The organism is Sphingomonas sp. PAMC26645 (genome assembly GCF_004795835.1).
GTDB lineage: Bacteria > Pseudomonadota > Alphaproteobacteria > Sphingomonadales > Sphingomonadaceae > Sphingomonas.
This window is the reverse complement of record NZ_CP039249.1, coordinates 151,644-173,412: the sequence shown is the minus strand read 5'-3', so window position 1 is coordinate 173,412 and position 21,769 is coordinate 151,644. Positions and strand designations below refer to the sequence as shown.

At 65.2% G+C, this 21,769-nt stretch carries 25 protein-coding genes; 9 read left to right on the top strand and 16 right to left on the bottom strand.

Going from position 1 to position 21,769, the window contains the following annotated elements; translation table 11 throughout:
* Positions 1-73: 73 nt before the first annotated feature.
* The 5 genes from rpoN to E5673_RS00850 form a co-directional block, all read right to left on the bottom strand.
* Positions 74-1,573 (bottom strand): RNA polymerase factor sigma-54, encoded by a 1,500-nt coding sequence (gene rpoN, locus E5673_RS00870; RefSeq protein ID WP_136188567.1) that lies wholly within the window; start codon positions 1,571-1,573, stop codon positions 74-76.
* A 102-nt stretch (positions 1,574-1,675) separates the two neighbouring features.
* The gene (lptB, locus tag E5673_RS00865; RefSeq protein ID WP_056063598.1) at positions 1,676-2,458 is read right to left on the bottom strand and encodes an LPS export ABC transporter ATP-binding protein; all 783 of its coding nucleotides are present in this window, start codon (positions 2,456-2,458) and stop codon (positions 1,676-1,678) included.
* 108 nt (positions 2,459-2,566) lie between these two features.
* On the bottom strand, positions 2,567-3,115 hold the full coding sequence (locus E5673_RS00860) for an LptA/OstA family protein (protein ID WP_136188566.1): 549 nt from the start codon (positions 3,113-3,115) through the stop codon (positions 2,567-2,569).
* A 5-nt stretch (positions 3,116-3,120) separates the two neighbouring features.
* Complete coding sequence (lptC, locus tag E5673_RS00855) at positions 3,121-3,777, bottom strand: LPS export ABC transporter periplasmic protein LptC (protein WP_136188565.1); 657 nt, start codon at positions 3,775-3,777, stop codon at positions 3,121-3,123.
* On the bottom strand, positions 3,774-4,394 hold the full coding sequence (locus E5673_RS00850) for a ribonuclease D (RefSeq protein WP_056063589.1): 621 nt from the start codon (positions 4,392-4,394) through the stop codon (positions 3,774-3,776). The genes lptC and E5673_RS00850 overlap by 4 nt, the downstream gene beginning before the upstream one ends.
* A 302-nt stretch (positions 4,395-4,696) precedes the next feature.
* On the opposite strand from E5673_RS00850, the gene E5673_RS20140 reads away from it, so the two are divergent.
* Together E5673_RS20140 and E5673_RS00840 are read left to right on the top strand one after the other, a co-directional pair.
* On the top strand, positions 4,697-5,566 hold the full coding sequence (locus E5673_RS20140) for a cold-shock protein (RefSeq protein WP_056490084.1): 870 nt from the start codon (positions 4,697-4,699) through the stop codon (positions 5,564-5,566).
* A gap of 103 nt (positions 5,567-5,669) precedes the next feature.
* Positions 5,670-6,431 carry a glutaminyl-peptide cyclotransferase gene (locus E5673_RS00840; RefSeq protein WP_281727899.1) on the top strand — a complete coding sequence of 254 codons (762 nt, stop codon included), beginning with the start codon at positions 5,670-5,672 and terminating at the stop codon, positions 6,429-6,431.
* A gap of 291 nt (positions 6,432-6,722) precedes the next feature.
* On the opposite strand, the gene E5673_RS00835 is transcribed toward E5673_RS00840, so the two are convergent.
* The 5 genes from E5673_RS00835 to E5673_RS00815 form a co-directional block, all read right to left on the bottom strand.
* Complete coding sequence (locus E5673_RS00835) at positions 6,723-7,496, bottom strand: virulence factor (protein WP_247599502.1); 774 nt, start codon at positions 7,494-7,496, stop codon at positions 6,723-6,725.
* A gap of 70 nt (positions 7,497-7,566) precedes the next feature.
* A complete protein-coding gene (locus E5673_RS00830; RefSeq protein ID WP_136191277.1) occupies positions 7,567-9,159 on the bottom strand; it encodes a cisplatin damage response ATP-dependent DNA ligase in 1,593 nt (530 codons plus the stop codon).
* Positions 9,160-9,325: 166 nt separating this feature from the next.
* Entirely contained in the window at positions 9,326-9,823 is a 498-nt protein-coding gene (locus E5673_RS00825; RefSeq protein WP_056063578.1) for a DNA starvation/stationary phase protection protein, read from the bottom strand.
* A 61-nt stretch (positions 9,824-9,884) separates the two neighbouring features.
* Positions 9,885-10,451, bottom strand: coding sequence for a TMEM165/GDT1 family protein (locus E5673_RS00820; protein WP_136188562.1), 567 nt, complete (start codon positions 10,449-10,451; stop codon positions 9,885-9,887).
* 3 nt (positions 10,452-10,454) lie between these two features.
* The gene (locus tag E5673_RS00815; protein WP_235524686.1) at positions 10,455-10,787 is read right to left on the bottom strand and encodes a hypothetical protein; all 333 of its coding nucleotides are present in this window, start codon (positions 10,785-10,787) and stop codon (positions 10,455-10,457) included.
* Positions 10,788-10,979: 192 nt separating this feature from the next.
* Here E5673_RS00815 and rpmG point away from each other — a divergent pair, with 192 nt between their 5' ends.
* Positions 10,980-11,147, top strand: a complete 168-nt coding sequence (gene rpmG / locus E5673_RS00810; RefSeq protein WP_055881863.1) for a 50S ribosomal protein L33 — start codon at positions 10,980-10,982, stop codon at positions 11,145-11,147.
* 337 nt (positions 11,148-11,484) lie between these two features.
* Here rpmG and E5673_RS00805 read toward each other — a convergent pair whose 3' ends face one another.
* Entirely contained in the window at positions 11,485-11,847 is a 363-nt protein-coding gene (locus E5673_RS00805; RefSeq protein WP_136188561.1) for a response regulator, read from the bottom strand.
* A 36-nt stretch (positions 11,848-11,883) separates the two neighbouring features.
* Here E5673_RS00805 and E5673_RS00800 point away from each other — a divergent pair, with 36 nt between their 5' ends.
* The 4 genes from E5673_RS00800 to E5673_RS00785 all read left to right on the top strand — a co-directional run bounded on the left by E5673_RS00800 (position 11,884) and on the right by E5673_RS00785 (position 14,765).
* Positions 11,884-12,168, top strand: a complete 285-nt coding sequence (locus E5673_RS00800) for a DUF3572 domain-containing protein (protein ID WP_056054478.1) — start codon at positions 11,884-11,886, stop codon at positions 12,166-12,168.
* Positions 12,165-12,791: an HAD family hydrolase gene (locus tag E5673_RS00795; RefSeq protein ID WP_136188560.1), complete on the top strand. Its 627-nt coding sequence runs from the start codon at positions 12,165-12,167 to the stop codon at positions 12,789-12,791. The genes E5673_RS00800 and E5673_RS00795 overlap by 4 nt, the downstream gene beginning before the upstream one ends.
* Positions 12,792-12,983: 192 nt before the next feature.
* Positions 12,984-13,448, top strand: coding sequence for a RidA family protein (locus tag E5673_RS00790; protein ID WP_107955532.1), 465 nt, complete (start codon positions 12,984-12,986; stop codon positions 13,446-13,448).
* A 168-nt stretch (positions 13,449-13,616) separates the two neighbouring features.
* The gene (locus E5673_RS00785) at positions 13,617-14,765 is read left to right on the top strand and encodes a GNAT family N-acetyltransferase (protein WP_136188559.1); all 1,149 of its coding nucleotides are present in this window, start codon (positions 13,617-13,619) and stop codon (positions 14,763-14,765) included.
* On the opposite strand, the gene E5673_RS00780 is transcribed toward E5673_RS00785, so the two are convergent.
* Both E5673_RS00780 and E5673_RS00775 read right to left on the bottom strand, forming a co-directional pair.
* Entirely contained in the window at positions 14,725-16,314 is a 1,590-nt protein-coding gene (locus E5673_RS00780; protein ID WP_210731783.1) for a hypothetical protein, read from the bottom strand. The two genes, E5673_RS00785 and E5673_RS00780, sit on opposite strands and share 41 nt — an antisense overlap.
* A gap of 122 nt (positions 16,315-16,436) precedes the next feature.
* Positions 16,437-17,681 (bottom strand): argininosuccinate synthase, encoded by a 1,245-nt coding sequence (locus E5673_RS00775; protein ID WP_247599501.1) that lies wholly within the window; start codon positions 17,679-17,681, stop codon positions 16,437-16,439.
* A gap of 148 nt (positions 17,682-17,829) precedes the next feature.
* Here E5673_RS00775 and E5673_RS00770 point away from each other — a divergent pair, with 148 nt between their 5' ends.
* The gene (locus E5673_RS00770) at positions 17,830-18,219 is read left to right on the top strand and encodes an EF-hand domain-containing protein (RefSeq protein WP_056063559.1); all 390 of its coding nucleotides are present in this window, start codon (positions 17,830-17,832) and stop codon (positions 18,217-18,219) included.
* Between the two features lie 40 nt (positions 18,220-18,259).
* Here E5673_RS00770 and E5673_RS00765 read toward each other — a convergent pair whose 3' ends face one another.
* From E5673_RS00765 to E5673_RS00755, 3 genes are read right to left on the bottom strand one after another with little or no spacing between them, the layout of a single operon-like run.
* The gene (locus E5673_RS00765; RefSeq protein WP_136188558.1) at positions 18,260-19,486 is read right to left on the bottom strand and encodes a cyclopropane-fatty-acyl-phospholipid synthase family protein; all 1,227 of its coding nucleotides are present in this window, start codon (positions 19,484-19,486) and stop codon (positions 18,260-18,262) included.
* Positions 19,487-19,536: 50 nt separating this feature from the next.
* A complete protein-coding gene (locus tag E5673_RS00760; RefSeq protein WP_136188557.1) occupies positions 19,537-20,298 on the bottom strand; it encodes a molybdopterin-dependent oxidoreductase in 762 nt (253 codons plus the stop codon).
* Complete coding sequence (locus E5673_RS00755) at positions 20,295-21,062, bottom strand: cytochrome b/b6 domain-containing protein (protein WP_247599500.1); 768 nt, start codon at positions 21,060-21,062, stop codon at positions 20,295-20,297. Before E5673_RS00755 ends, E5673_RS00760 begins: the two co-directional genes overlap by 4 nt.
* Before the next feature lie 52 nt (positions 21,063-21,114).
* Here E5673_RS00755 and E5673_RS00750 point away from each other — a divergent pair, with 52 nt between their 5' ends.
* Positions 21,115-21,732, top strand: coding sequence for a flavin reductase family protein (locus E5673_RS00750; protein WP_136188556.1), 618 nt, complete (start codon positions 21,115-21,117; stop codon positions 21,730-21,732).
* The last annotated feature ends 37 nt before the right edge of the window (positions 21,733-21,769 follow it).

The window sequence follows — 21,769 nt, the reverse complement described above, 5'->3', positions numbered from 1 at the left end:
TCCAACTGGGCCCCGGCCTCCGCCGGGGTGGTGCTCTCTTTCGAAACGTAATCCTCCCACCCACGCGCAACGCCTACCGAACCCCCTCCAGCGCTTTTGCACGCCGCCGCTGTACCGAACTTCCGATCCCGAGCGCCTCGCGGTACTTGGCGACGGTCCTGCGCGCGATGTCGAAGCCCTTCGCGTTGAGCAAATCGACCAGCGTGTCATCCGACAAGATCTTCGCACCCTCGGTATCGATCAGCGCCCGGATCGCCGATTTCACCGCCTGCGCCGATACTGCCTCGCCGCCGTCCGCGGACTGGATCGCGCTCGTGAAGAAGTATTTCAGCTCGTACAGCCCGCGCGCGCACGACACGTATTTGTTGCTCGTCACGCGGCTGACGGTCGATTCGTGCATCTCGATAGCGTCGGCCACCTGGCGCAGCGTCAGCGGGCGGAGATGCGCGACGCCCTTCAGGAAGAACGCCTCCTGCTGCTTCACGATCTCGGTCGCGACCTTGATGATCGTCCGCTGGCGCTGGTCGAGCGCCTTCACCAGCCAGTTCGCGCTCGCGAGGCAATCACTCAGCCAAGCCTTCGACGCCTTGTCCTGCTGCCCGCCCAACAGCTCGGTATAATAGCTGCGGTTGACCAGCACGCGCGGCAGCGTGGTGGCGTTGATCTCGATCGCCCAGCCCGCCTTGGTCCGCGCCACGAACAGGTCGGGCGTCACCGACTGCGCCGGTTCGCCCCCGTATCGGCACCCCGGTTTCGGGTCATAACCGCGCAGTTCGCGGATCATGTCGGCCATGTCCTCGTCGTCGACATCGCACATCCGCTTCAGCCGCGTCAGTTCGCCGCGCGCAAGCAGGTCAAGGTTGTCGATCAACCGCGCCATGCAAGGGTCGTAACGGTCCGCCTCGCGCGCCTGCAATGCGAGGCATTCCGATAGATCGCGCGCACCGACGCCGGTCGGGTCGAACGTCTGGATCGTCGCCAGCACGCGCTCGACGCGGACCAGCGGCACGCCGAGCCGGTTGGCGATGTCGAGCAGCGACACGGTCAGGTATCCCGCCTCGTCGATCTGGTCGATCAGATGCGCGGCGATGAACGCGTCTTCGTGCGGGATGGCAGGGCCGGCTTGGGCAAGCAGGTGATCCGCGAGGCTGAGGCTGGTATCGGCGAACGCGTCGAGATCGGGGCCGTCCTCGCCGCCTGCGCCGCCCGCGCTCGCGCCGGTCATCGACAGCGCGCCGTCCATCCCGCTGCCGCCGTCGGCGACGCTGTCCTGCTGGTGGCTTTCGGTGGCGTAGTCGACGTCGAGCGTCGGTTCGTCGCCGCTACCCGTACCGGAGACCAATTCGTCGGCGGCGACGCGTTCGTCGCGGACTTCGGGGGCGGGTTCGCGGTCGGGCGCGTCGCTATCCTCGGCGGCGCTGGCTTCGAGCAACGGGTTGCGCTCGACCTCCTCGGCGATGAATCCCTCGATCTCGAGGTTCGACAGCGCCAACAGCTTGATCGCCTGCTGGAGCTGCGGGGTCATCACCAGCGACTGCGACTGGCGGATGTCCAGGCGAGGGGCGAGGCTCATGCCACCCCGTCCGTTCGTGCTGAGCGAAGTCGAAGCACCGGCTCACGCGGCAGCCCTTCGACTTCGCTCAGGGCGAACGGAGAAAGGGGCGTATCCATCGGCTTAAAGCGAGAAGCCTTCGCCGAGGTACAGGCGCCGGACGTTGGCATCCGCGACCAGTTCCTCGGGCGAGCCGGAGAACAGCACCCGGCCGTCATAGATGATGTACGCGCGGTCGACGATTTCCAGCGTCTCGCGGACGTTGTGGTCGGTGATCAGCACGCCGATGTCGCGGCGCTTCAGATCCTTCACCAGGTCGCGGATGTCGGCGATCGAGATCGGATCGATGCCCGCGAACGGCTCGTCGAGCAGCATGATCGACGGATCCGCCGCCAGCGCGCGCGCGATTTCCGCACGCCGCCGCTCGCCACCCGACAGCGCCATCGCCGGTGCAGCACGGAGCCGAGTCAAACCGAACTCCTCCAGCAGCGTATCAAGTTTCCGCTGGCGCGCCGCCTTGTCCGGCTCGGACAGCTCCAGCACGGTCAGGATGTTCTTCTCGATCGTCAGCCCGCGGAAGATCGACGTCTCCTGCGGCAGATAGCCCAGGCCCAGGATCGCGCGTCGGTACATCGGCAGCTTCGTGATGTCCTCGCCGTCGAGCATGATGCGGCCCGAATCCGGCTTCACCAGGCCCATCACCGAATAGAAGCACGTCGTCTTGCCCGCGCCGTTGGGCCCGAGCAGCCCGACGACTTCACCGCGCCCGACCGACACCGACACGTCGGTCAACACGACGCGCTTGTCGTAGGACTTCGCGATCGAGACGACCTGGAGCCCGTTGTTCACCGGAGGCTCGGAAATCGGGGCGACGTCCTCGATCGGGGGCAGCGTGGTGGCGTCCATGGGATCAGGCCCTCGCAATAATCAGTCGCCGAACACTCGGCGGGGGTTTGGCAGGAAACATGCAGGAGCGCGCCGTTCGAGGGAAGCCCTCGCGACATGCTCACACGCTCAGTTGCGCTTGGGGACCGAGAACGTACCGGTCACGCGGCCACCGGTCTGCGTAACGGTGCCTCCACTCGCTGCCGATCCGCCAGCGCTGCCGCCGGCGACCGACGACCCGTCAATCACCGAACGCCCGGTGTCGAGGTTCATCGTCAGGCGCCCGCCGTTCACGGTGTTCCCCGCCTGCGTCAGCGTGACCGCGCCGAGCATCGTGATGACGCGCCGGTTGAGATCGTAGATCGCATACTGGCTTCGCGCGGTCTGGTCTGGACGCTTGACGATCACGCCTCCCGACGCGTCGAGCCGCGAGACTTGCGGGTTCCCGCCGATCACCTGGCCGGTATACGCCACCGTCATTCGCGCCGAGTTCAGCGTCATCTCGGCCTGCTTAACCGCGACGTTGCCCGACAGGATCGCGCGGTTCGCCTTGTCCTGCAATTCGATATGATCCGCGCCGAAATTGATCGGGGCGTTGGAGTTGTGCGGTTGCTGCGCGACCGTGGTCGTGGAGAGCAAAAGGGCAGACAAGCCGGCAAGGATGTGGGGAGCGCGCATGGCGGCTATTTCGGCCCTCTGGGGATGATCCGCAAGCGCGCATTGCCATCGAGCGTCACGGTCCGCTCTTCCAGGTTCGCGCGCAGCTTGTTCGCGCTGAACGTGCCCTGCTGGACGGTGCCGGTCGCAGCCCCGCCGCTTTCGAGCGTACGCGCCTTCATGTCGATCGTCGCGTTGGTGGTCTTCAGGTCGTAGCCGCCTGCTGCGGTGGCGTTCAGCGGCCCGAACAACTGCACCTTCTCGGTGTCCATGTCGTAGCGGCCGGTGTTCGCCTTGATGTTGGCGGGGCCGTCGGTCAGCTGGATCTGCGCGGCGAGCTGATTGAGCTGGACGATCGGCTCGGCCGAGCTCTTCTGGATCGCCGAGGCCGCGTCGAGCGTGAATGCCTGGCCCTTCGTGTCCTCACCGCGATAGCGCGCCACCTGCGTCTTCATCCGCTCCTGCGCGACGTCGACCTTGTTCTTGTCGAGCAGGAACGACACGTCGCCGCCCGCGGTGAGCGGTGCCATCACCAGGAACGCCGCCAGCACGCCGATCGCGGTCGGCAGCCCAACACGGGCGATCGCCACGAACCGATCGTGGCTGCCACCGGGCGCAGCCCAGTCCTGGCGCGCGGTCCGCACGCGACGGGCGACGGGGGAGGGCGGCGGAACTTCGATCATGCGTGTGCGAAAATGTCGATTTCGGGCCAGCCGGCAATATCCAGCGCGGCACGAGTCGGCAGGAAGTCGAAGCAGGCCTGCGCGAGCTCCATCCGGCCTTCGCGAATCAATCGCTTGTCGAGTTCGGTCCGCAGCCGGTGGAGAAAGCGGACGTCCGACGCCGCGTAATCCTTCTGCGCCTCGGACAGTTCGGGGCTGCCCCAGTCGGACGACTGCTGCTGCTTCGAGATGTCCTGGCCGAGCAGTTCGCGGACGATTTCCTTGAGACCGTGACGATCGGTGTAGGTCCGCACCAGCCGCGATGCGATCTTGGTGCAATATACCGGTGCCGCGACCACCCCGAGATAATATTGGACCGCCGCGATGTCGAACCGGCCGAAATGATAGAGCTTCACGCGCGCCGGATCGGCCAGCAGGGCCTTCAGGTTCGGTGCGTCGTAGCCGGCACCCGCGGCGAATCGGACGAGGTGCTCGTCGGGCCCGCCATCGGAAAGCTGGACGAGGCACAACCGGTCGCGGGGCGTGATCAGCCCCATCGTCTCGGTATCGACGGCGATCGCGGCGCCGGCCGCGAACAGGTCGGCGGGAATGTCGCCTTCGTGGAGATGAACTGTCATGCGCCGGCCGTAGCCGCCCGAAGCTTAACGCTCAATGCCTCTATATGCGTCACCGATCCAAATCAGGCGACAAGAAGGCTTTGCGATCGTTGATGCGACGAGTCGTGGCTGGCGCGCGACACTTGCGCCAGTATCGATCCAAATCGAGCGTCCTCGGATCAGAATCTATTCGCGACGGCTTGTATTTTGCGCTAAGGGTCCCCTCAAGGCGCAAAAGGTTTCGCGCTGGAAAACCTGCGTTCGTCGTCCGGCACAAGGGTTTTGAGAAATTTGCGGGCGAACCGGGAAGACGAACAGAGCTTATGGGTTTCGATAAAGGTGGCCGCGGGAACCGTGGCGGGCGTGGCCGCGACAAGCGCGACAGCTTCGGCGGCGGCGACAACGAGTTCGGCGGCGGCAGCAGCTTTGGCGGTGGCGGCGATCGGTTCGGCGGCGGCGGCGGTAGCAGCTATGGCGGCGGCGGTGGCTCGAGCTACGGTGGCGGCGGTGGCAGCAGCTACGGCGGCGGCAGCAGCTTCGGTGGCGGCAGCGGCGGCGGCGGCGGCGGTTACCGCGGCGGCGGCGGTGGCGGCGGCTTCTCGGGCGGTGGCGGCGGCGGCGGTGGCCGCGGCATGCCTCCCCAGGTTGTCGGCGAAGGCACGGGCGTCGTAAAGTTCTTCAACGCGCAGAAGGGCTTCGGCTTCGTCGTTCGCGATGACGGCGGCGAGGACGTGTTCGTCCACATCAGCGCAGTCGAGCAGGCCGGCATGGTCGCTCTCGCCGAGGGTCAACCGCTCGGCTTCACGCTCGTCGATCGCGGCGGCCGTATCTCGGCAACCGACCTGAAGATTGACGGCGAGCCGATGGCCGTCACCGATCGCGGCCCGCCGCGTGACCGTGATGCCGGCCCGGGCGCGCCCCGTGGTGGCGATCGCGACCGTGACGGTGGTGCAGGTGGCGCACAGCGTCAGCTTACCGGCGAGAAGGCGACCGGTACGGTCAAGTTCTTCAACGCGATGAAGGGCTTCGGCTTTATCCAGCGCGACGACGGACAGCCTGACGCATTCGTCCACATCTCGGCCGTCGAGCGCGCCGGCATGTCGACGCTGAACGAGGGCGACAAGCTCGAGTTCGAGCTCGAAGTCGATCGTCGCGGCAAGTACGCAGCAGTGAACCTGAGCGCAGGCGGCTGATAGCTGTCTGACCCAGAACGCTGATCGTACCGTGTTCGGTAGGATAATGATTGCGGCCGGTTTCGCTTTGGCGGGACCGGCCGTTCTCGTTTCATCGTCTTCGCTGTCGTCCGCGGCGCAGGCCGGGCAGAATGCTGTCTCAGCTCCGCGCGAGCCGACCCGCGTGCCGGTGTTCTCGGCGACGATCGTCGCGCGCTACCCGCACGATCGCACGGCATTCACCGAAGGCCTGCTCTGGCACGACGGTGCGCTGTACGAGAGCACGGGGCAGGAGCGGCAATCCGACGTCCGCCGCGTCTCGCTCAAGGACGGCAAGATCCTTGCCAAGGTGCGAATCGACCCCGCACAGTTCGGCGAAGGCCTTGCACTGTGGAAGGACCAGCTCGTCAGCCTCACCTGGCATGACGGCATCGCGCACCGCTGGGACGTCCGCACGCTCAAGCCCAAGGGGCAGAACCGCTACACCGGCGAAGGCTGGGGCCTGACCAGCGACGGCGTCTCGCTGCTCCAGTCCGATGGCAGCCCCGACATCATCGTCCGCGATCCGCTCACTCTGGCCGAACGCAAGCGCGTGGCGGTGACGATCGACGGTCGCCCGTTGCGAGACATCAACGAGCTCGAATATGTCCATGGCGCGCTGCTCGCCAACGTATGGCACACCGGCTTCCTCGTCCGCATCGATCCCGCCTCCGGCAAGGTGATCGCGGTCATCGACCTCCGCCCGCTGGTTGCCGAGATCGCCGCGACCGATCCCGAAGCGGTGCTCAACGGTATTGCCTGGGACGCGAAGGCCGACCGGCTGTTCGTGACGGGCAAATACTGGCCGACGCTCTTCGAGATAAAGATCGCCGCGAAGCCGCAATAGTCGGCGAGCGAGTCCGGGCCACCGACACCGCACCCCGACTTGTTCTTCCGCGAAGGCGGGAGCCCAGACTGGACTCCCGCCTTCGCAGGAGAACATGGAGGGTCGCCGGCCGTCTCGTGAACGCAGTCTTCAACCGCTGCAATCAGAGTTCCGTCATCCTGACGAAAGTCAGGATCCAGAGCCACCAGAGCTATCCTGTTTTACCCCGGATCCTGACTTTCATTAGGATGACGAAGGGCGTAGTCAGGCGCGCCTTTCTGGAGGGGGTCGCTTCGTAGATGGTGAATTCCGCTAGAACCCCCGTCCAGCCCCCGGCGCGACCGCACGGATCGCCGCCAGCACATGCCGCAGCAACCCATCCGCATCGTGATGGATATTATGCCCCCCCGGCATCCCGACTTTCCGCGCGTTCGCGGTCGTCAGCAGCGGACACAGGCTGTCCGTCTCCTCCAGCCCATAGATGCACGTCACCGGTGCCCAGGTCAGCCGATTGCCGGTCGTCGCGCCCATGCTGTCGGGCGTGCCGTGATCGTAGAGCAGGCTGGACGGATCCGCGCGATAGAACACCGTGTTACCCGGCAGGATCAGCACGATCGCGGCAACGTGTGGTCGCAAGTCCGCGGGCAGGTTGGCGAGTCCGGTCTGGACGATATCCGCGCCATAGGACTGCCCCATCACGACGATCCGCTTCGCCCCGGTCCGCGAGAGCGCCGTCCGCACGCCATCCGCGATGATCGCATCGAGCTCGTGACGCGTGACACGATGCGCGAACAACGCTGGCGTGGTGATCCCGACGACCGGGATGCCGTGCTCGGTCAGTCTCCGCGAGGTCGACGCGCCGAGCAGGAACCGCAGCCCCATGTCGCCTGAGAAGTTCACCACCGCGATCGGCGGCGGTCCCGACGCGTGCACGCCGATCGCCGGATACACATGCACCGGATCGCGGTCGAAATAGCCCGCGAGGTAGACGAACAGCACGACGATCGCGGATATTATAGCAGTCACCCACGCGCCGCGCCGCCAGCGTCGTGCCGCTACCGTGCGAGGATGTTTCGAACTTTTCACTGGATCGTCCTGACTCGTACCAAGACCGGATGAATACCCGGCCCGGCCGCGCACTTCCATGACGTGCCGATTACGTAATCATCCGCTTGAGCGTCTCGATCCGGTCCGCCTCCGCCGCGGGCTTGTCCGTCCGGATCCGCGCGATCCGGGGAAAGCGCATCGCCACCCCTGATTTGTGGCGCTTCGAGCCGTGCAGCGAATCGAACGCGATCTCGAGCACCAGCGTCTTCTCCACCTCGCGCACCGGGCCGAACCGGTTCTGCGTGTGATTGCGAACGAAACTGTCGAGCATCTTGAGCTCTTCGTCGGTGATCCCCGAATACGCCTTCCCGACCGGAAGCAGCTCCCCCTCCTCGGTCCAGCAACCGAACGTGTAATCCGAATAATAGGACGATCGCCGCCCCGACCCACGCTGCGCGTACATCATCACGCAATCGGCGGTCAGCGGATCGCGCTTCCATTTATACCAGAGCCCGGCACGCCGACCGCCGACATACGGCGAATCGCGGCGCTTGAGCATCACGCCCTCGATAGCCGCGTCGCGCGAGGTCGCGCGAATCGCCTCCAGCGCGGTGAAGTCGTCCGCCTCGATCACCGCGCTCAGATCGAACCGCTCGGGATCCAGCTGCGGCACGAACGCCTCCAACCGCTTCCGCCGCTCGGTCCAGGACAGCGCGCGCAGATCCTCGTCGCCATTGATCAGCAGATCATAGAGCCGCACGAACGCGGGATAGTCCGCCAGCATCTTGGCCGACACAGTCTTGCGCCCAAGCCTTTGCTGCAACGCGTTGAAGCTCGCCGCTCCGCCGCCATCCTCCAGTGTCCCGCCCTGATGCTCGCCCTTCACTAAAAGTTCGCCGTCGACCGTCCCCGGCGTCCGGAACGCAGCCGCGATCTCGGGGAAGCTGTCCGTCACGTCGTCGCCGGTCCGGCTGTAAAGCCGTGTCTCTCCCGCGACATGGACGATCTGGACGCGGATGCCGTCCCATTTCCACTCGGCGGCATAGTCGGTGAGATCGACGCGCAGGTCTTCGAGTCCGTGCGCGAGCATGAACGGCCGAAATACGGGGACGTCCGCCGGCGTCGGCTGCTCTCCGGTTCCCTCCGCCCAGGCGAACAGGCTCGGATACGGCGCATCGAGCCCGTGCCAGACCTCCTCGACCGCATCGACGTCGAGCCCGAACGCATCCGCCAGCGCCGTCTTCGCCAACCGCGCCGACACGCCGATCCGCAACGCGCCGGTCGCCATCTTGAGTAGCGCGAACCGCTCCTCGGCATCGGATCGGTCGAGCATGTCCGCCAGCGCACCCGGCGCATCGGCCCGCGACAATGCCGCCAGCCGCTCGACGACGTCGGTAATCGACAAGGGGGTGGGGTCGACCGGAACCGTCGGCTCGGGCCAGAGCAACGCCACCGTCTCCGCAGTATCGCCGACATAATCGCGGCTCATCCGGAACAGCACCGGATCGACGCGCTCTTCGATCAGTCCGCGGATCACCGCGGACTTCACGCCCTTGAGATCGAGATCGCCGGTTAGCGCCGCCATCGCCCAGCCCCGGTCCGGGTCGGGCGTCGCGCGCAGGTAATCCGCGATCAGCTTCAGCTTGGCGTTACGCGACCGGGTGTAGGTGAGCGAATCGAGCAGGGCGGCGAATGCGTGCATTGTCGGTAAACGCACCTGCCGCCCGAAGGGATGCAGAGGCGAAACGACCGCCGGCGGGCGGCCCCGGCGACGGTCAATCCGCAGTTTTGAAAGTTGCCGAGCAGTTGAGGGTGGAGTGGCCTCACAATCCTCCCCTTGCGGGGGAGGATTGAGGCTACGGCCGTTCTCAACCCTTGCGGCTCGCCTCGAACAGGAACCACGCACGCTCTTCGGCATGATCGGTCCATTCGTCGACGATACCACTCGTCGCGTTGTCCTTGGCGGCGTCGGCGGCGTCCTTGACGATGCGGAACTGTTCGACGAGCTTCAGATTGTCCTCGCGCAGTTCGGCGAGCATCTCGGTTGGGCCGACGAACGCCATGTCGTTGTCCGCGATCGTCTGGTGCCGCGAGATGTCGCCGATCGAGCGCAGCGTGGTGTTGCCGGTCTTGCGCACGCGCTCGGCGATCGCGTCGGTCACGCCGATTATCTGCGCGGACTGGTCGTCGAGCAGCAGGTGGTAATCCCGGAAATGCGGCCCCGACATGTGCCAGTGGAAATTCTTGGTCTTGAGATACAGCGCATAGCAATCGGCGAGCGCGGCGTTCAGCGCGTCGGCGACCGACTTGGTGCTGTTGCTCGGCAGGTCGGTCGGCGTGTCGAGAGCAGGGTTGATCTCGGCCATGTTTAGCTCCCGTTGGAAGGTCGTCGCGTGAACGATCCGAACGCACACTTGCTCCCGGCCGTCAGACCAAGCGTAGTGCGCCAAGCGCCAGGACGATACCGAAGATCAGGAACACGGTGCCGATGGCGATGCGCAACGGCTTGAGCGGCAGTCTAAGCCACGCGGCCTCGCCCATCAGCGCCGCGGGGACGATCACCACCAGCGAGCCGATCGTCGCGCCGATCGCCGCGAGGGCCGGGACGGGCGTCCGCGCGGCAAGCGTCAGGACGATGAACTGAACGCCGTCGCCGAAAGCCAGGATGAACAGGCCGAGCGCGGTAGTGGCGATCGCGCCGATCTTCCAGCGATCCAGCCGCTCGGGTGCCCTGGCCGGAAAGAACGATCCACCACCCTGCAACAGCAATGCGAGCGCGAGCATCAGTTGTTGCGCATTGGGGGCAAGCTTCGGCCCGATCACCGCGCCGAGCGCCGCCGCCAAGCCGCTCGCCGCGAACAACGCCAGCGCCGCCATCGCGATCACAAGACCCGGCTTTCGGTATCGGTCCGACAGGATCGCTGCGAGCCACGCCGTTCGATCGCCGACCTGTGCGAGCGCCGCCGCGACCAGCGCTGCCATCAACGCGTCCATGAATTATCCCGCAAGGCGCACCGAACACGCCGCGGCGAACGCGTGGCACGCCTGGACGTCCTGCCGCTCGCACCCGACCGCATCGCGCAGGATCGACAGCCAGCCATGTACCAGCGCACCATGCTCGCCGCGCGACAGGGCGGAATCGACGAAGTGCGCGACCGTGACCGCGGGGTTGAGGCCGTTGGTATGTGCGATCACGCGGATCGCATCGATCTCGGTGGCGATGTCGCAAGGGCGGGAATAGGGCGCTCGGACATCGATCGCCGCGATTCGCGCCGCGAGATCGGCTTTCACCGCGATCATGTCGTCGATTCGAACCAGCGCCTGCCCCACGATCCCGCTCCTGTCTTTATCTGATGATATGATGCGCTTGTGGTAGTGAATAGCGGGTTAAATGAAGCGTCTCGGCATGCAGCGACAGGGTAAAGCTTGACTTCGCTCCCTGCGTCCGCCATGCGCCGCCCCTGATGGAGCGGCGGCGTCAGTTCGCCGCTTTCGCATTTTCAAGCCATAGGAATTGGGCTCATGGCCAAGCCGACCACCGTAAAGATCAAGCTGCTCAGCACCGCTGACACCGGCTTCTTCTACGTCACCAAGAAGAATCCCCGTACCAAGACGGAGAAGCTCTCCTTCTCGAAATACGATCCCGTCGTGCGCAAGCATGTCGAGTTCAAGGAAGCCAAGATCAAGTAATCCGGTCGGCGGTGCAAGCCGTCGTTTGATTGCGAAGATCCGAAAAGCCGCGGGGTAGCCCCCGCGGCTTTTGGCGTTTGTGATTCCCTCCTCGATTCGTCCCCCCTCCCGTTCGTCCTGAGTAGCCATCGAGTAGTCGCCGAAGGCGGCGTATCGAGAGGGCGTATCGAAGGACAGGTTGGCGCGCGGAACCCATGCTTCGATACGCGCCCTCGATACGCTCCTGACGGAGCTACTCGGTCTCTACTTAGCACGAACGGGGTTGGGGGGTTGGCAACGGAATGTGCGGGTTAAGCAACGTGCAGGCGGAGTAGATGGCTGTCCGTTCGTTCCCACCTCAGATCAGCGCCCCGACCGCATCCATGAACCGCGCCAAGCTGATCGGCTTCGACACATACGAGTCCGCGCCCGCAGCCCGGATCCGCTCCTTGTCCTCGCGCCCAGCATACGCGGTCACCGCCATCACCGGGATCGCCTTCAACTCCTCGTCCGCCTTCAGTTCGAGGATGATCTCGTAGCCGGTGACGTGCGGCATTTGGATGTCCATGATGATTAGGTCGGGCACGAATTCCCGAGCGCGCGCAACGGCTTCGCGACCGTCCCGCACGGGTTCGACGGCGAACTGATGCGCGCGCAGCAGGTCGCAGAATAGTTTGAGGTTGAGTTCGTTGTCCTCGACAACGAGCACCTTCTTTGTCACCGCCGCACCTTATCCGGAAAGAGGGCACGATAGGCAATGCGCGACCGTGATTCAAACGAAGACGCCGAAGCGCTCGCCCTGCGCGCGTTGGTATGGACGCTGGTCGAGCCCGATCGCGCTATGCGATTGCTGTCGGTGACCGGCCTTGAGCCGCATGACCTCCGCGCTCGGGCGAGCGACCCGACGGTGCTGTCGGCGGCGCTCGGCTTTCTCGAAAACCATGAGCCGGACCTGATTGCCTGCGCCGAGTCGCTGGGTGTGAAGCCAGAGGCACTCGTCCGCGCACACGCCAAGCTGGACCAGGGAGAATTTGAAGCATGAGGCCGTTGCTGATCAGCGATTGCGACGAAGTGCTGCTGCACATGGTCAAGCATTTCGGCGTCTGGCTCGACGAGCGCCACGACATCGATTTCGCGATCCAGCACGGCGATTTCTCGACCGCAATGACGCGGCGTGACGGTGGCCCGCCGCCGTCGCGCGAGGACATGTGGGCGATGCTGGGTGAGTTCTTTCCCGGCGAGATGCACCGCCAGACGCTGGTACCGCATGCGGTCGAGGCGCTGGAGCGGCTCGCACAGGTGGCGGACATCGTCATCCTCACCAACCTCCAGGACGAATGCCGCCAGCCGCGGATCGAGCAACTGGCGAAGTTCGGCATCGCGCACCGTGTTGAGTGCAACCAGGGCGGCAAGGGCACGCCGGTATCGCGGCTGGTCGAAGAATACGGCTCGCCGGTCACGGTGTTCGTGGATGATCTGGCGGTGCATCACGAGTCGGTCGCGAAGCACGCCCCGGGGGTGCACCGGCTGCACATGGTCTCCGAGCCGACGCTGGCGGTGAGCGTCCCGAAGGCGCCCGAGGCTCATGCGCGGATCGACGACTGGCGCGAGGCGGCGGATTGGATCGCCGCACGGTTCGAAGCGGGTTTGCCGGCGGACGCCTGAGTCGTCCACGTCACCACGAACACAGCATTCTCCCCTCCCTGAAAGGGAGGGGTTGGGGGTGGGTAGGCCAGCTTCAGTCGCAACCGTTCCGACAAATGCGGAAGCCCACCCACCCCCGGCCCCTCCCTTCCAGGGAGGGGAGCAGAAGGGGCCCCTTGACCCATCCCCCACCGCTGTGGTGATACCTCCTCCATGACCGATCGTATCGACCGCAAGCTCGAAGAGCTGGGCCTCACCCTTCCGCAGGCCGCCGCACCCGTGGCGTCCTACGTCCCGACCGTGCTGGCGAACGGCATGCTCCATATCTCGGGCCAGCTACCGTTCAAGGACGGCGCGCTGGTTACCGGTCGCGTCGGAGACGGCGTCTCGCTCGAAGACGCACAGGAAGCGGCGAAGCTCTGCGGGCTGATGCTCGTCGCACAGATGAAGGCGGCACTCGGCACGCTCGGCCGCGTCGAGCGGATCGTGAAGCTTGGCGTGTTCGTCAACTCGACCGGCGATTTCACTGACCAGGCGAAAGTCGCCAATGGCGCTTCGGACTTGATGGTTGCGCTGTTCGGCGATGCCGGCAAGCATGCGCGCGCGGCAGTCGGCGTTCCTGTCCTCCCGCTCGGCGCCGCTGTCGAGGTCGACGCGATCGTTCAAGTTTCCGCCTGACACTTGTTCTCCCGCGAAAGCGGGAGCCCAGGGTTACCAAGCGCAGCCCATGTGGTCCTGGGCTCCCGCCTTCGCGCGAGAGCGGCGTATGGGACGGACGGCTGTTTTCCTTCGAGATAAGCTGACGCGCCCTTTGCTATCGGCACCCCGCTACCCCAAATGTCGCGGATGAACGCCGTCACAGCCCGCATCGCCCAAGGCGTCACTTCGATCGCGGCCGCGGACTGGGAGGCGTGCTCCGGCACCGCCAACCCGTTCGTCGGCCACGCCTTCCTCTCCGCGCTCGAAGGGTCGAAAAGCGTCGGCGGCCGCTCCGGCTGGCAGGCATTGCCGGTGGTGGTCGACGGCGCCGACGGCAAGCCCGCGGCAATCGCGCCCGCCTATGCCAAGAGTCACAGCCAAGGCGAATACGTCTTCGACCAGGGCTGGGCGGACGCGTGGGAGCGGGCAGGGGGGCAATATTACCCCAAGCTCCAGATCGCTGCGCCGTTCAGTCCTGTACCCGGCCCACGCCTGCTCCTTCGCGACCGCGAGCAAGCCCCCGCGCTGATCGCCGCGCTGGAGGCGGTGACCGACCAGAGCGGGCTATCCTCCGCCCACGCCACCTTCATCGATCCCGACGAAGTGGCGCTATTCGAGGCGGCAGGCTGGCTGATCCGCCAGGGTACGCAGTTCCACTGGAAGAACGACGGCTACGCCAGCTTCGACGACTTCCTCGCCGTCCTTGCCAGCCGCAAGCGCAAGGCGATCCGCAAGGAGCGCGCCGCCGCCGTCGAAGGTCTGACGATCCGCCACCTCGTCGGTACCGAGATCACGCCCGAGCACTGGGACGCGTTCTGGGTTTTCTACCAGGACACCGGCAGCCGCAAATGGGGCCAACCGTACCTCACGCGCGGCTTCTTTGACCAGATCGGCAAGACGATGGGCGACCGCGTGCTCCTCATCCTCGCAGAGCGTGATGGCGCACCGATCGCCGGCGCGCTCAACCTGATCGGCGACGACACGCTCTACGGTCGTTATTGGGGGGCGACGGAGGAGGTGCCGTTCCTCCATTTCGAACTCTGCTATTACCAGGCGATCGACACGGCCATCGCGCGGGGATTGCAGACCGTCGAGGCGGGCGCGCAGGGCGAACACAAGCTCGCGCGCGGCTATGCCCCGGTCGCGACCTATTCCGCGCACTACATCCCCGACCCGAGCTTCCGCCGCGCGATCGCCGACTATCTGCTCCGTGAACGCGAAGCCGTCGCCGAGCAGCAGGAATATCTTGGCGAGCTTACTCCGTTCCGGCGGGGCGAGCAGCAGCAACCCGATTGACGCGGTAGAGCAGGCTGGTGCCATCGCGCCGGATCAGCGTCAGGTCGCGGACCAGCTTCGAATCGAACTTCGGCGGGTGGATCAGCCAGACATAATCGAAAGCATCGCGCGGGAATTTCTGCAGCGCCACGCCGATCGGCCGCCAGAACTGGCCACGGCACTTGATGTCGCTGACGATCTCCGACGGATCGTGCGCGAAGCCCTTCGCCGCCGGATAGTGCGTCGTCATCAACTGCGCGCCGGCCATCGACCACTGATCGTTGGTGAACGCCAGTCGCCGCTCCAGCAGCAGCGCGGGGACATGCTCGAGCCGCGAATACGCCCAGTCGTCGCGACACCGCCGCCCGACGAACGACACGACGCGCGATCGCTCGGGCACCGTATCGATCGCCGCGATCGCCTGGTCGTAGCTGCGATCGTACATCAGGTAGCTGACCGTCGTCCCCACCAGCCGCACGCCGAAGAACGCAAAGCCCAGCACCGCGAGCACCGCCGCGCCGCGCAGCGAAAGCCCGTGTCGCGGCCGCAGCGCGATCACCGCGATCCCGAGCATGAACGGCGCGAGCCGCATGTCGGCATAGGCCGACCCGAACACGATCCGCGGCAACAGGATATACACGATCGCGAGGAACAGCGCCGACAGGCTCAGGTTGCGCGAATATTCGATCGTCTGGTCGCGCACGCCGCGGAACAGGATCACGAACAGCACGGTGACCGACGCGATGTCGAACGTCATCCAACGATCGCGCAGGACCATCGTGATCCAGTTCATCTTCCAGCGCCAGTTGAACCAGTCCTGCGTCTTGCCGCCTACATGATCACCCGAGCGCCAGACGATCATCATCACCATCGGCAGCGCGAGCGGCAGGCAGTTCAGCCCCGCCTGGATGCACGCCTTGAACCAACCATGCGCCCAGCTCTTGGGATCGCTGTCGCGACGGATGTCGTGCTGGCGGATCAGCTCTGCGGAGAAGGCGAGTACGCCCAGCACGCCCCAGCCGAACGTATGGCACAGCCACAACAGGCACGAGACGGGGACGAAGATGATGGTCCGCAGCTGCCGCCGGTCGAGCCGCCCCATCCGCAGCCACAATGCGAACAGGTTGAGCGCGAGTGCCATGCCGAGCGCGAAATTCACGAATCCGAACTGGAACGGATAGCTGTACGCGAGCGGCAGCGCGAACAGCGCGGTCGCGGGGATTCGCCCGTGCACCTCGCGCGCGATCCACAGCAGCCCGGTCACGGTGAGCGCGGGGATCGCCATCACGATCAGCTTCACCGCGAGCTGCAACCCGAAGATCGGCGCGAGCGGCACGATCAGCAGGTCGATGCCGAGGTTGCCGATCATCTGCCAGCGGAAGTTATACCACTGATTCAACCAGGGATTGTCGGCGATCGCCAGCTGGACGCGGTACCGGCCCATATGCCCGGGCAGGTCGACCAGCGGCGGTATTTCCGGCCACAGCAACGGTATGATCGATGCGATCGCAACCGCGGCAACGAATGCGCGCGTCTGCCACCAATGCAGCGTTTCCCCCTGAGTAATCATATCGTCGAACCCTAGGGGCGGGTGGGCGCACTAGACAAGTGCGCGCACGACGAGTTGACGATCTTCCCCGCAAACTTCGACATTAGACTGAGGTCCGACGGGGAACGGGTTACTGTTCGCCCCTACTGATCACGCCGTCCGAGCAGGCGCAGGCGCAGTGCGTTCAGCTTGATGAAGCCCGCCGCATCGCGCTGGTCGTAGGCGCCCTGGTCGTCCTCGAACGTCACGACCTTCTCCGAATACAGCGAGTTCGGCGATTTCCGGCCGACCACGTACACGCCGCCCTTGTAGAGCTTCAGCCGAACGGTGCCCGAGACCTTCTCCTGGCTGTGATCGATCGCGGCCTGCAGCATCTCGCGCTCTGGCGAGAACCAGAAGCCGTTGTAGATCAGCTCGGCATAACGTGGTGCCAGCTCGTCCTTCAGGTGGGCCGCGCCGCGATCGAGCGTCAGCTGCTCGATGCCGCGATGCGCGAGGTGATAGATCGTGCCGCCGGGAGTCTCGTACATGCCGCGGCTCTTCATGCCGACGAAGCGGTTCTCGACGAGATCGAGACGGCCGATCCCGTGACGGCGGCCATAGTCGTTGAGCGTCGACAGCAACGTCGCCGGGCTCATGCCCTCGCCGTTGATCGCGACGCCGTCGCCGCGCTCGAAATCGATCGTAATGTACTCGGGGGTATCAGGCGCGTCCTCGGGGTTCACGGTGCGCGAATAGACATAGTCGGGGACCTCGTCCCACGGGTTCTCGAGCACGAGGCCTTCGCTCGACGTGTGCAGCATGTTCGCATCGGTCGAGAACGGCGCCTGGCCGCGCTTGTCCTTGCTGACCGGAATCTGGTGCTGCTCGGCGAACTCGATCAGGCGCGTACGGCTGGTGAGATCCCACTCACGCCACGGCGCGATCACCTTGATGTCGGGCGACAGCGCGTAATAGCCGAGCTCGAACCGCACCTGGTCGTTGCCCTTGCCGGTCGCGCCGTGGCTGACCGCGTCGGCGCCGACCATCTTGGCGATCTCGATCTGGCGCTTGGCGATCAGCGGCCGCGCGATCGACGTGCCGAGCAGGTACAGCCCCTCGTACAGCGCGTTCGACCGCATCATCGGGAACACGTAATCCCGCACGAACTCCTCGCGCAGATCGTCGACGAAGATGTGCTCGGGCTTGACGCCCATCATCTCGGCCTTGGCGCGCGCCGGCTCGAGTTCCTCGCCCTGGCCAAGATCGGCGGTGAACGTCACGACCTCGCAGTTATACGTCTGCTGGAGCCATTTCAGGATCACGCTCGTGTCCAGGCCACCGGAATAGGCGAGCACGACCCGATTGATGCCGGCCTCGCCGGCGGGACGATTGATCTGATCGGTCACGGGCAGAATCCTTCGGGCAATATGCAATGCCCGCGCCCCTATGCGCTGGGGGCCCCTCATGCAACCTGTGCATGCAACCGCAAGCGTTAATGGCGCGTACAACCGAACCGGTCTATTCGCGCCGCAAATCCTCTGGAGTTAACCCACCGTGCTACGCCAAAGCCTCACTCTTCTCGTCCTTGCCGGCCTTGCGACTCCGGCGCTCGCGCAGGAAACCCGCGCGTCCGCCTCGGCCAAGTTCAAGACCGAGTTCGCCGCGTCGGATACCAACAAGGACGGCGTCCTGACGCGCGCGGAAGTGCAGGCACGGATCGGCAACATGAAGGTCGGGCCGGGCCGTCCGGATCCGGTGCATGCCAAGCGCCTCGCCGATCTGTGGTTCACCAGCGCGGACAAGAACAAGGACGGCAAAGTCACGCAGGCCGAAGCGCAGGCACTCCTGGCGGCAACGTTTGCGAAGTACGACGCGAACAAGGACGGCAAGATCGGCGGCGACGAGCGCGCTGCGGCGAAGTCGGAGATGCAGGGGCCGCGCTAAAGCGTAACCAATTCCCCTCCCTTCCAGGGAGCAGAGCGGGTCACCCCTCCCGCAACGCTCGCTCACCCTCGAGCATATAGTCCCGCGTCAACGGTAACGTCATCCGGCTCTTCGACAACTGGATCTGGTAATTGACCATCCCCCCGGTCCGGAACGCTGCCGCCGCGCCCGCGAGATAGAACGTCCACATCCGGTAGAACCGCTCGTCGTACAACGCGACGATCGCGTCCTTCGCGGCCACCGTGCGGTCGTACCATTGGTCGATCGTCAGTGCGTAATGGACGCGTAGCACCTCGATATCGGTCGGGAACATCCGCAGCCCCTCATACCCCTTCACGATTTCCGACAGCGCCGGGTTATAGCCGCCCGGGAAGATATACTTGGTCGTAAAGGTGTCGGTGACGCCCGGACCGCCCATCCGGCCGATCGTATGGAGCAGCATCACGCCGTCCGCGGTCAGCAGGTCGCGGCATTTGCGGAAGAACGCCTTGTAGTGCGCCGGGCCGACGTGCTCGAACATCCCGACAGAGACGATCCGGTCGAAACTCCCGGTCAGCGCGCGGTAGTCGATCAGCTCGAACTTCACCTTGTCGGCGACGCCAGCCTCTTTGGCCCGTCGCCGCGCGACCTTCAACTGTTCCTCGCTCAGCGTCACGCCCAGCACTTCGGCGCCGGTCTTCGCGTGCAGATACAGCGCCATCCCCCCCCAGCCGCAACCGATGTCGAGCACGCGCATGCCCGGCTGGATCGCAAGCTTGGCGGCGATATGCGCCTTCTTGTCCGACTGCGCCTGCTCCAGGCTGTTCCCCGGATCGGTGAAGTACGCGCAGGAATATTGCCGGTCCGCGTCGAGGAACAGGTCGTACAGCCGATCCGACAGGTCATAGTGATGCGCGACGTTCTTTTTCGACCGGCGCGCCATGTTCACGCGGTCGACGCGGTGCACCACCTTGTCGAGCAGCTTGATCGGCAGCGACGGATTGAGCCCGCCGCCACGCTCCCACGGGGTGTTGCCCTTGAGTAGGTTGACCAGGTCGCGAATGTCGCCCCGTTCGATCACCAGGCGCCCATCCATGAACGCCTCCGCCGCGCCCAGCGCCGGGTGGCGGACGATCGCGCCGGCCACGCCCGGCTGGGTCAGCCGGATCGCGACGGGGTTATACGCAGGGTCGGGCTTGCCGAAATGCTTGGTCGTGCCGTCCGCATGGATGAGCGTGAGTTCGCCGGTTTTAACCTGCCGCGCCAGGAAACGATCGAATAGGGCCATGTCGCGTTAGCTAATGACTGGTATGGAATTGCGCTACCCCTCGGGGCGGCTCAGATGCCTGCGTACCAGTCATAATCCACGTTATCTTCCCAATAGCCGCCCTTGCCCTTGCCGATCCCGGCGAGACTGGCGACCGCGTCGATCGCCATGACGTATTTGGCGTGCTTGTACCCGAGTTGCCGCTCGACGCGCAGCCGAACGGGGGCGCCGTGCGCGACGTCGAGCACCTGATCGTTGAGCGCCCAGGCAAGAATCGTCTGCGGATGGAACGCGTCGACCAGATCAACCGACTCGTAATAGTTCGCGCCGCCGAACAAGTCGGCGCAGGTGAACACGATGTAGCGCGCGGACTTCTGCAAACCCGCAGCGGTCAGCAGCGCGCCGAGCTTCGGCCCCTGCCATTTGCCGATCGCGCTCCAGCCCTCGACGCAATCGTGGCGCGTGATCTGCGCACGCGATGGCATCTGGCGGAGTTGCGGGAGCGAAACCGACAGCGGCCGATCGACCAAACCGCCGACCTTGAGCCGGTAATCCGCGAAATTATTGGCGACCATCGAAGTATACTCCGCGGTCCCCGGATTGCTCGTCCCATTGGAGCGGAAGATCGGCGACATCTGCGCAGGGCTGAACTCGGGCGCGAGCGCGTTGCGGTTGGTCAGCGCGCGTTGCAGCCCGCGGTTCATGTCCTCGCCCATGAACAGGATCTTCCGCGCCTCGGGATTCGCAGCGATCTTGTCGCAGCCGGTCAGCAGCGCGCCGGCACCGATGGTCGCGCCCATGACGAGCGAACGGCGGGTGATCAGCGAGCTCATGCGACGTCCTCCGACGTGTGGGCGGGGACGTGCCCCGGAACCTTCCAGCGCCCGGTAATCATCGACCGCACTTCGTTCCAGGTCCCCGCGAGGATCACCAGCGCCAGATGCGCGATGATGAACAGCACCAGCCCGGTGGCAGCGATGAAGTGGATCGAGCGCGCCGACTGCCGACCACCGAACACCTCGAGAAGCCACGGCCACGCCGCGTCCATCCCCGGCGACATCGTCAGCCCGGTCAGGATCATCACCGGGATCAGCACGAAGATCGTTACGACATACGAGAGCTTCTGGAGGATATTGTACGCGCCCGGCTTCTTGGGATCGTGAAAGCGGAAGGCAAGATGCTCACTCACGTCATGCACCACTTCGCGCGGCGAAAGCTCGGCGGCACGCACGCGGAGATCGCGCTGGAAGTGCTTGTTGATCAGGCTGACGATCATGAACCCGAGCAGCGCGAAGGCGAGCACCAGCGCGAATAGCAAATGCCAGCGTCGCGACAGCGCGAGGTTGTAGCCCGCCGGAATCGTCAGCAGGTTGAGCAGCGACACCAGCCAGCTCGGCCACTGGTCGAGCGTCGTCCACGCGGTATCGAAATTCGCGCCGTACCGTCCCCAGTACAGCCGCGGATGCGCCTTGAGGATGCCGATGCCGCTGCCGATCATGATGAACATCGTCACCACCGTCACCCAGTGCCAGACGCGCGTCGCCATCCGGTGGCGCTTGATGACCGGGGTGATTGTCGGGTCAGTGGGATCGTTCATGCTCGACCTTCGCTATAGGCAGTCGCACCGTGATATAGCAGGAACGTACCGCATGATCGAATGGCATTCTTACGAGCCCGCGAACGGCCATCGCCTGCCGCACGATCCTCTGAACGCGATCGTCGCGCCGCGCCCGATCGGCTGGGTCAGTACGATGTCCGCCGACGGCGTGGCGAACCTCGCACCGTACAGTTTCTTCAACCTCTTCAACTACGCACCGCCGATCATCGGCTTCTCGTCGATGGGCTGGAAGGACAGCGTCGCCAATATCGAGGCGACCGGTGAGTTCGTCTGGAACCTCGTCACGCGCGATCTCGGCGAGGCGATGAATACGACCGCCGCGAACGTCGCCGCCGACGTCGACGAGTTCGCGCTGGCGAGGCTGGAAATGGCCGCTTCGACGAAGATCAAGCCGGCGCGGGTCGCCGCTTCGCGCGCGCAGTTCGAGTGCAAGCTCACGCAGCTGATCCGGCTTGAGACCAAGGACGGCAAAGAACTCGACCAGTGGCTGGTGCTCGGCGAGGCGGTCGCGATCCACATCGATTCCGCGATGCTGGAGGACGGCGTCTACCAGACAGCCCGCGCGAACCCGATCCTGCGCGGCGGCGGCCCTGCGGATTACTTTGCGATCACGGAGGATTCCTTGTTCAAGATGCGCCGTCCGGGGTGATAGAGGGCCCATGTTGCGATGCAGCATTGTGCCGCCG

What these genes read in the sequence shown, in the direction of transcription:
- rpoN (WP_136188567.1), bottom strand. Translation starts at nt 1,573, where the DNA reads ATGAGCCTCGCCCCTCGCCTGGACATCCGCCAGTCGCAGTCGCTGGTG.
- lptB (WP_056063598.1), bottom strand. Translation starts at nt 2,458, where the DNA reads ATGGACGCCACCACGCTGCCCCCGATCGAGGACGTCGCCCCGATTTCC.
- E5673_RS00860 (WP_136188566.1), bottom strand. Translation starts at nt 3,115, where the DNA reads ATGCGCGCTCCCCACATCCTTGCCGGCTTGTCTGCCCTTTTGCTCTCC.
- lptC (WP_136188565.1), bottom strand. Translation starts at nt 3,777, where the DNA reads ATGATCGAAGTTCCGCCGCCCTCCCCCGTCGCCCGTCGCGTGCGGACC.
- E5673_RS00850 (WP_056063589.1), bottom strand. Translation starts at nt 4,394, where the DNA reads ATGACAGTTCATCTCCACGAAGGCGACATTCCCGCCGACCTGTTCGCG.
- E5673_RS20140 (WP_056490084.1), top strand. Translation starts at nt 4,697, where the DNA reads ATGGGTTTCGATAAAGGTGGCCGCGGGAACCGTGGCGGGCGTGGCCGC.
- E5673_RS00830 (WP_136191277.1), bottom strand. Translation starts at nt 9,159, where the DNA reads ATGCACGCATTCGCCGCCCTGCTCGATTCGCTCACCTACACCCGGTCG.
- E5673_RS00825 (WP_056063578.1), bottom strand. Translation starts at nt 9,823, where the DNA reads ATGGCCGAGATCAACCCTGCTCTCGACACGCCGACCGACCTGCCGAGC.
- E5673_RS00820 (WP_136188562.1), bottom strand. Translation starts at nt 10,451, where the DNA reads ATGGACGCGTTGATGGCAGCGCTGGTCGCGGCGGCGCTCGCACAGGTC.
- rpmG (WP_055881863.1), top strand. Translation starts at nt 10,980, where the DNA reads ATGGCCAAGCCGACCACCGTAAAGATCAAGCTGCTCAGCACCGCTGAC.
- E5673_RS00800 (WP_056054478.1), top strand. Translation starts at nt 11,884, where the DNA reads ATGCGCGACCGTGATTCAAACGAAGACGCCGAAGCGCTCGCCCTGCGC.
- E5673_RS00795 (WP_136188560.1), top strand. Translation starts at nt 12,165, where the DNA reads ATGAGGCCGTTGCTGATCAGCGATTGCGACGAAGTGCTGCTGCACATG.
- E5673_RS00790 (WP_107955532.1), top strand. Translation starts at nt 12,984, where the DNA reads ATGACCGATCGTATCGACCGCAAGCTCGAAGAGCTGGGCCTCACCCTT.
- E5673_RS00785 (WP_136188559.1), top strand. Translation starts at nt 13,617, where the DNA reads ATGAACGCCGTCACAGCCCGCATCGCCCAAGGCGTCACTTCGATCGCG.
- E5673_RS00780 (WP_210731783.1), bottom strand. Translation starts at nt 16,314, where the DNA reads ATGATTACTCAGGGGGAAACGCTGCATTGGTGGCAGACGCGCGCATTC.
- E5673_RS00765 (WP_136188558.1), bottom strand. Translation starts at nt 19,486, where the DNA reads ATGGCCCTATTCGATCGTTTCCTGGCGCGGCAGGTTAAAACCGGCGAA.
- E5673_RS00760 (WP_136188557.1), bottom strand. Translation starts at nt 20,298, where the DNA reads ATGAGCTCGCTGATCACCCGCCGTTCGCTCGTCATGGGCGCGACCATC.
- E5673_RS00755 (WP_247599500.1), bottom strand. Translation starts at nt 21,062, where the DNA reads ATGAACGATCCCACTGACCCGACAATCACCCCGGTCATCAAGCGCCAC.
- E5673_RS00750 (WP_136188556.1), top strand. Translation starts at nt 21,115, where the DNA reads ATGATCGAATGGCATTCTTACGAGCCCGCGAACGGCCATCGCCTGCCG.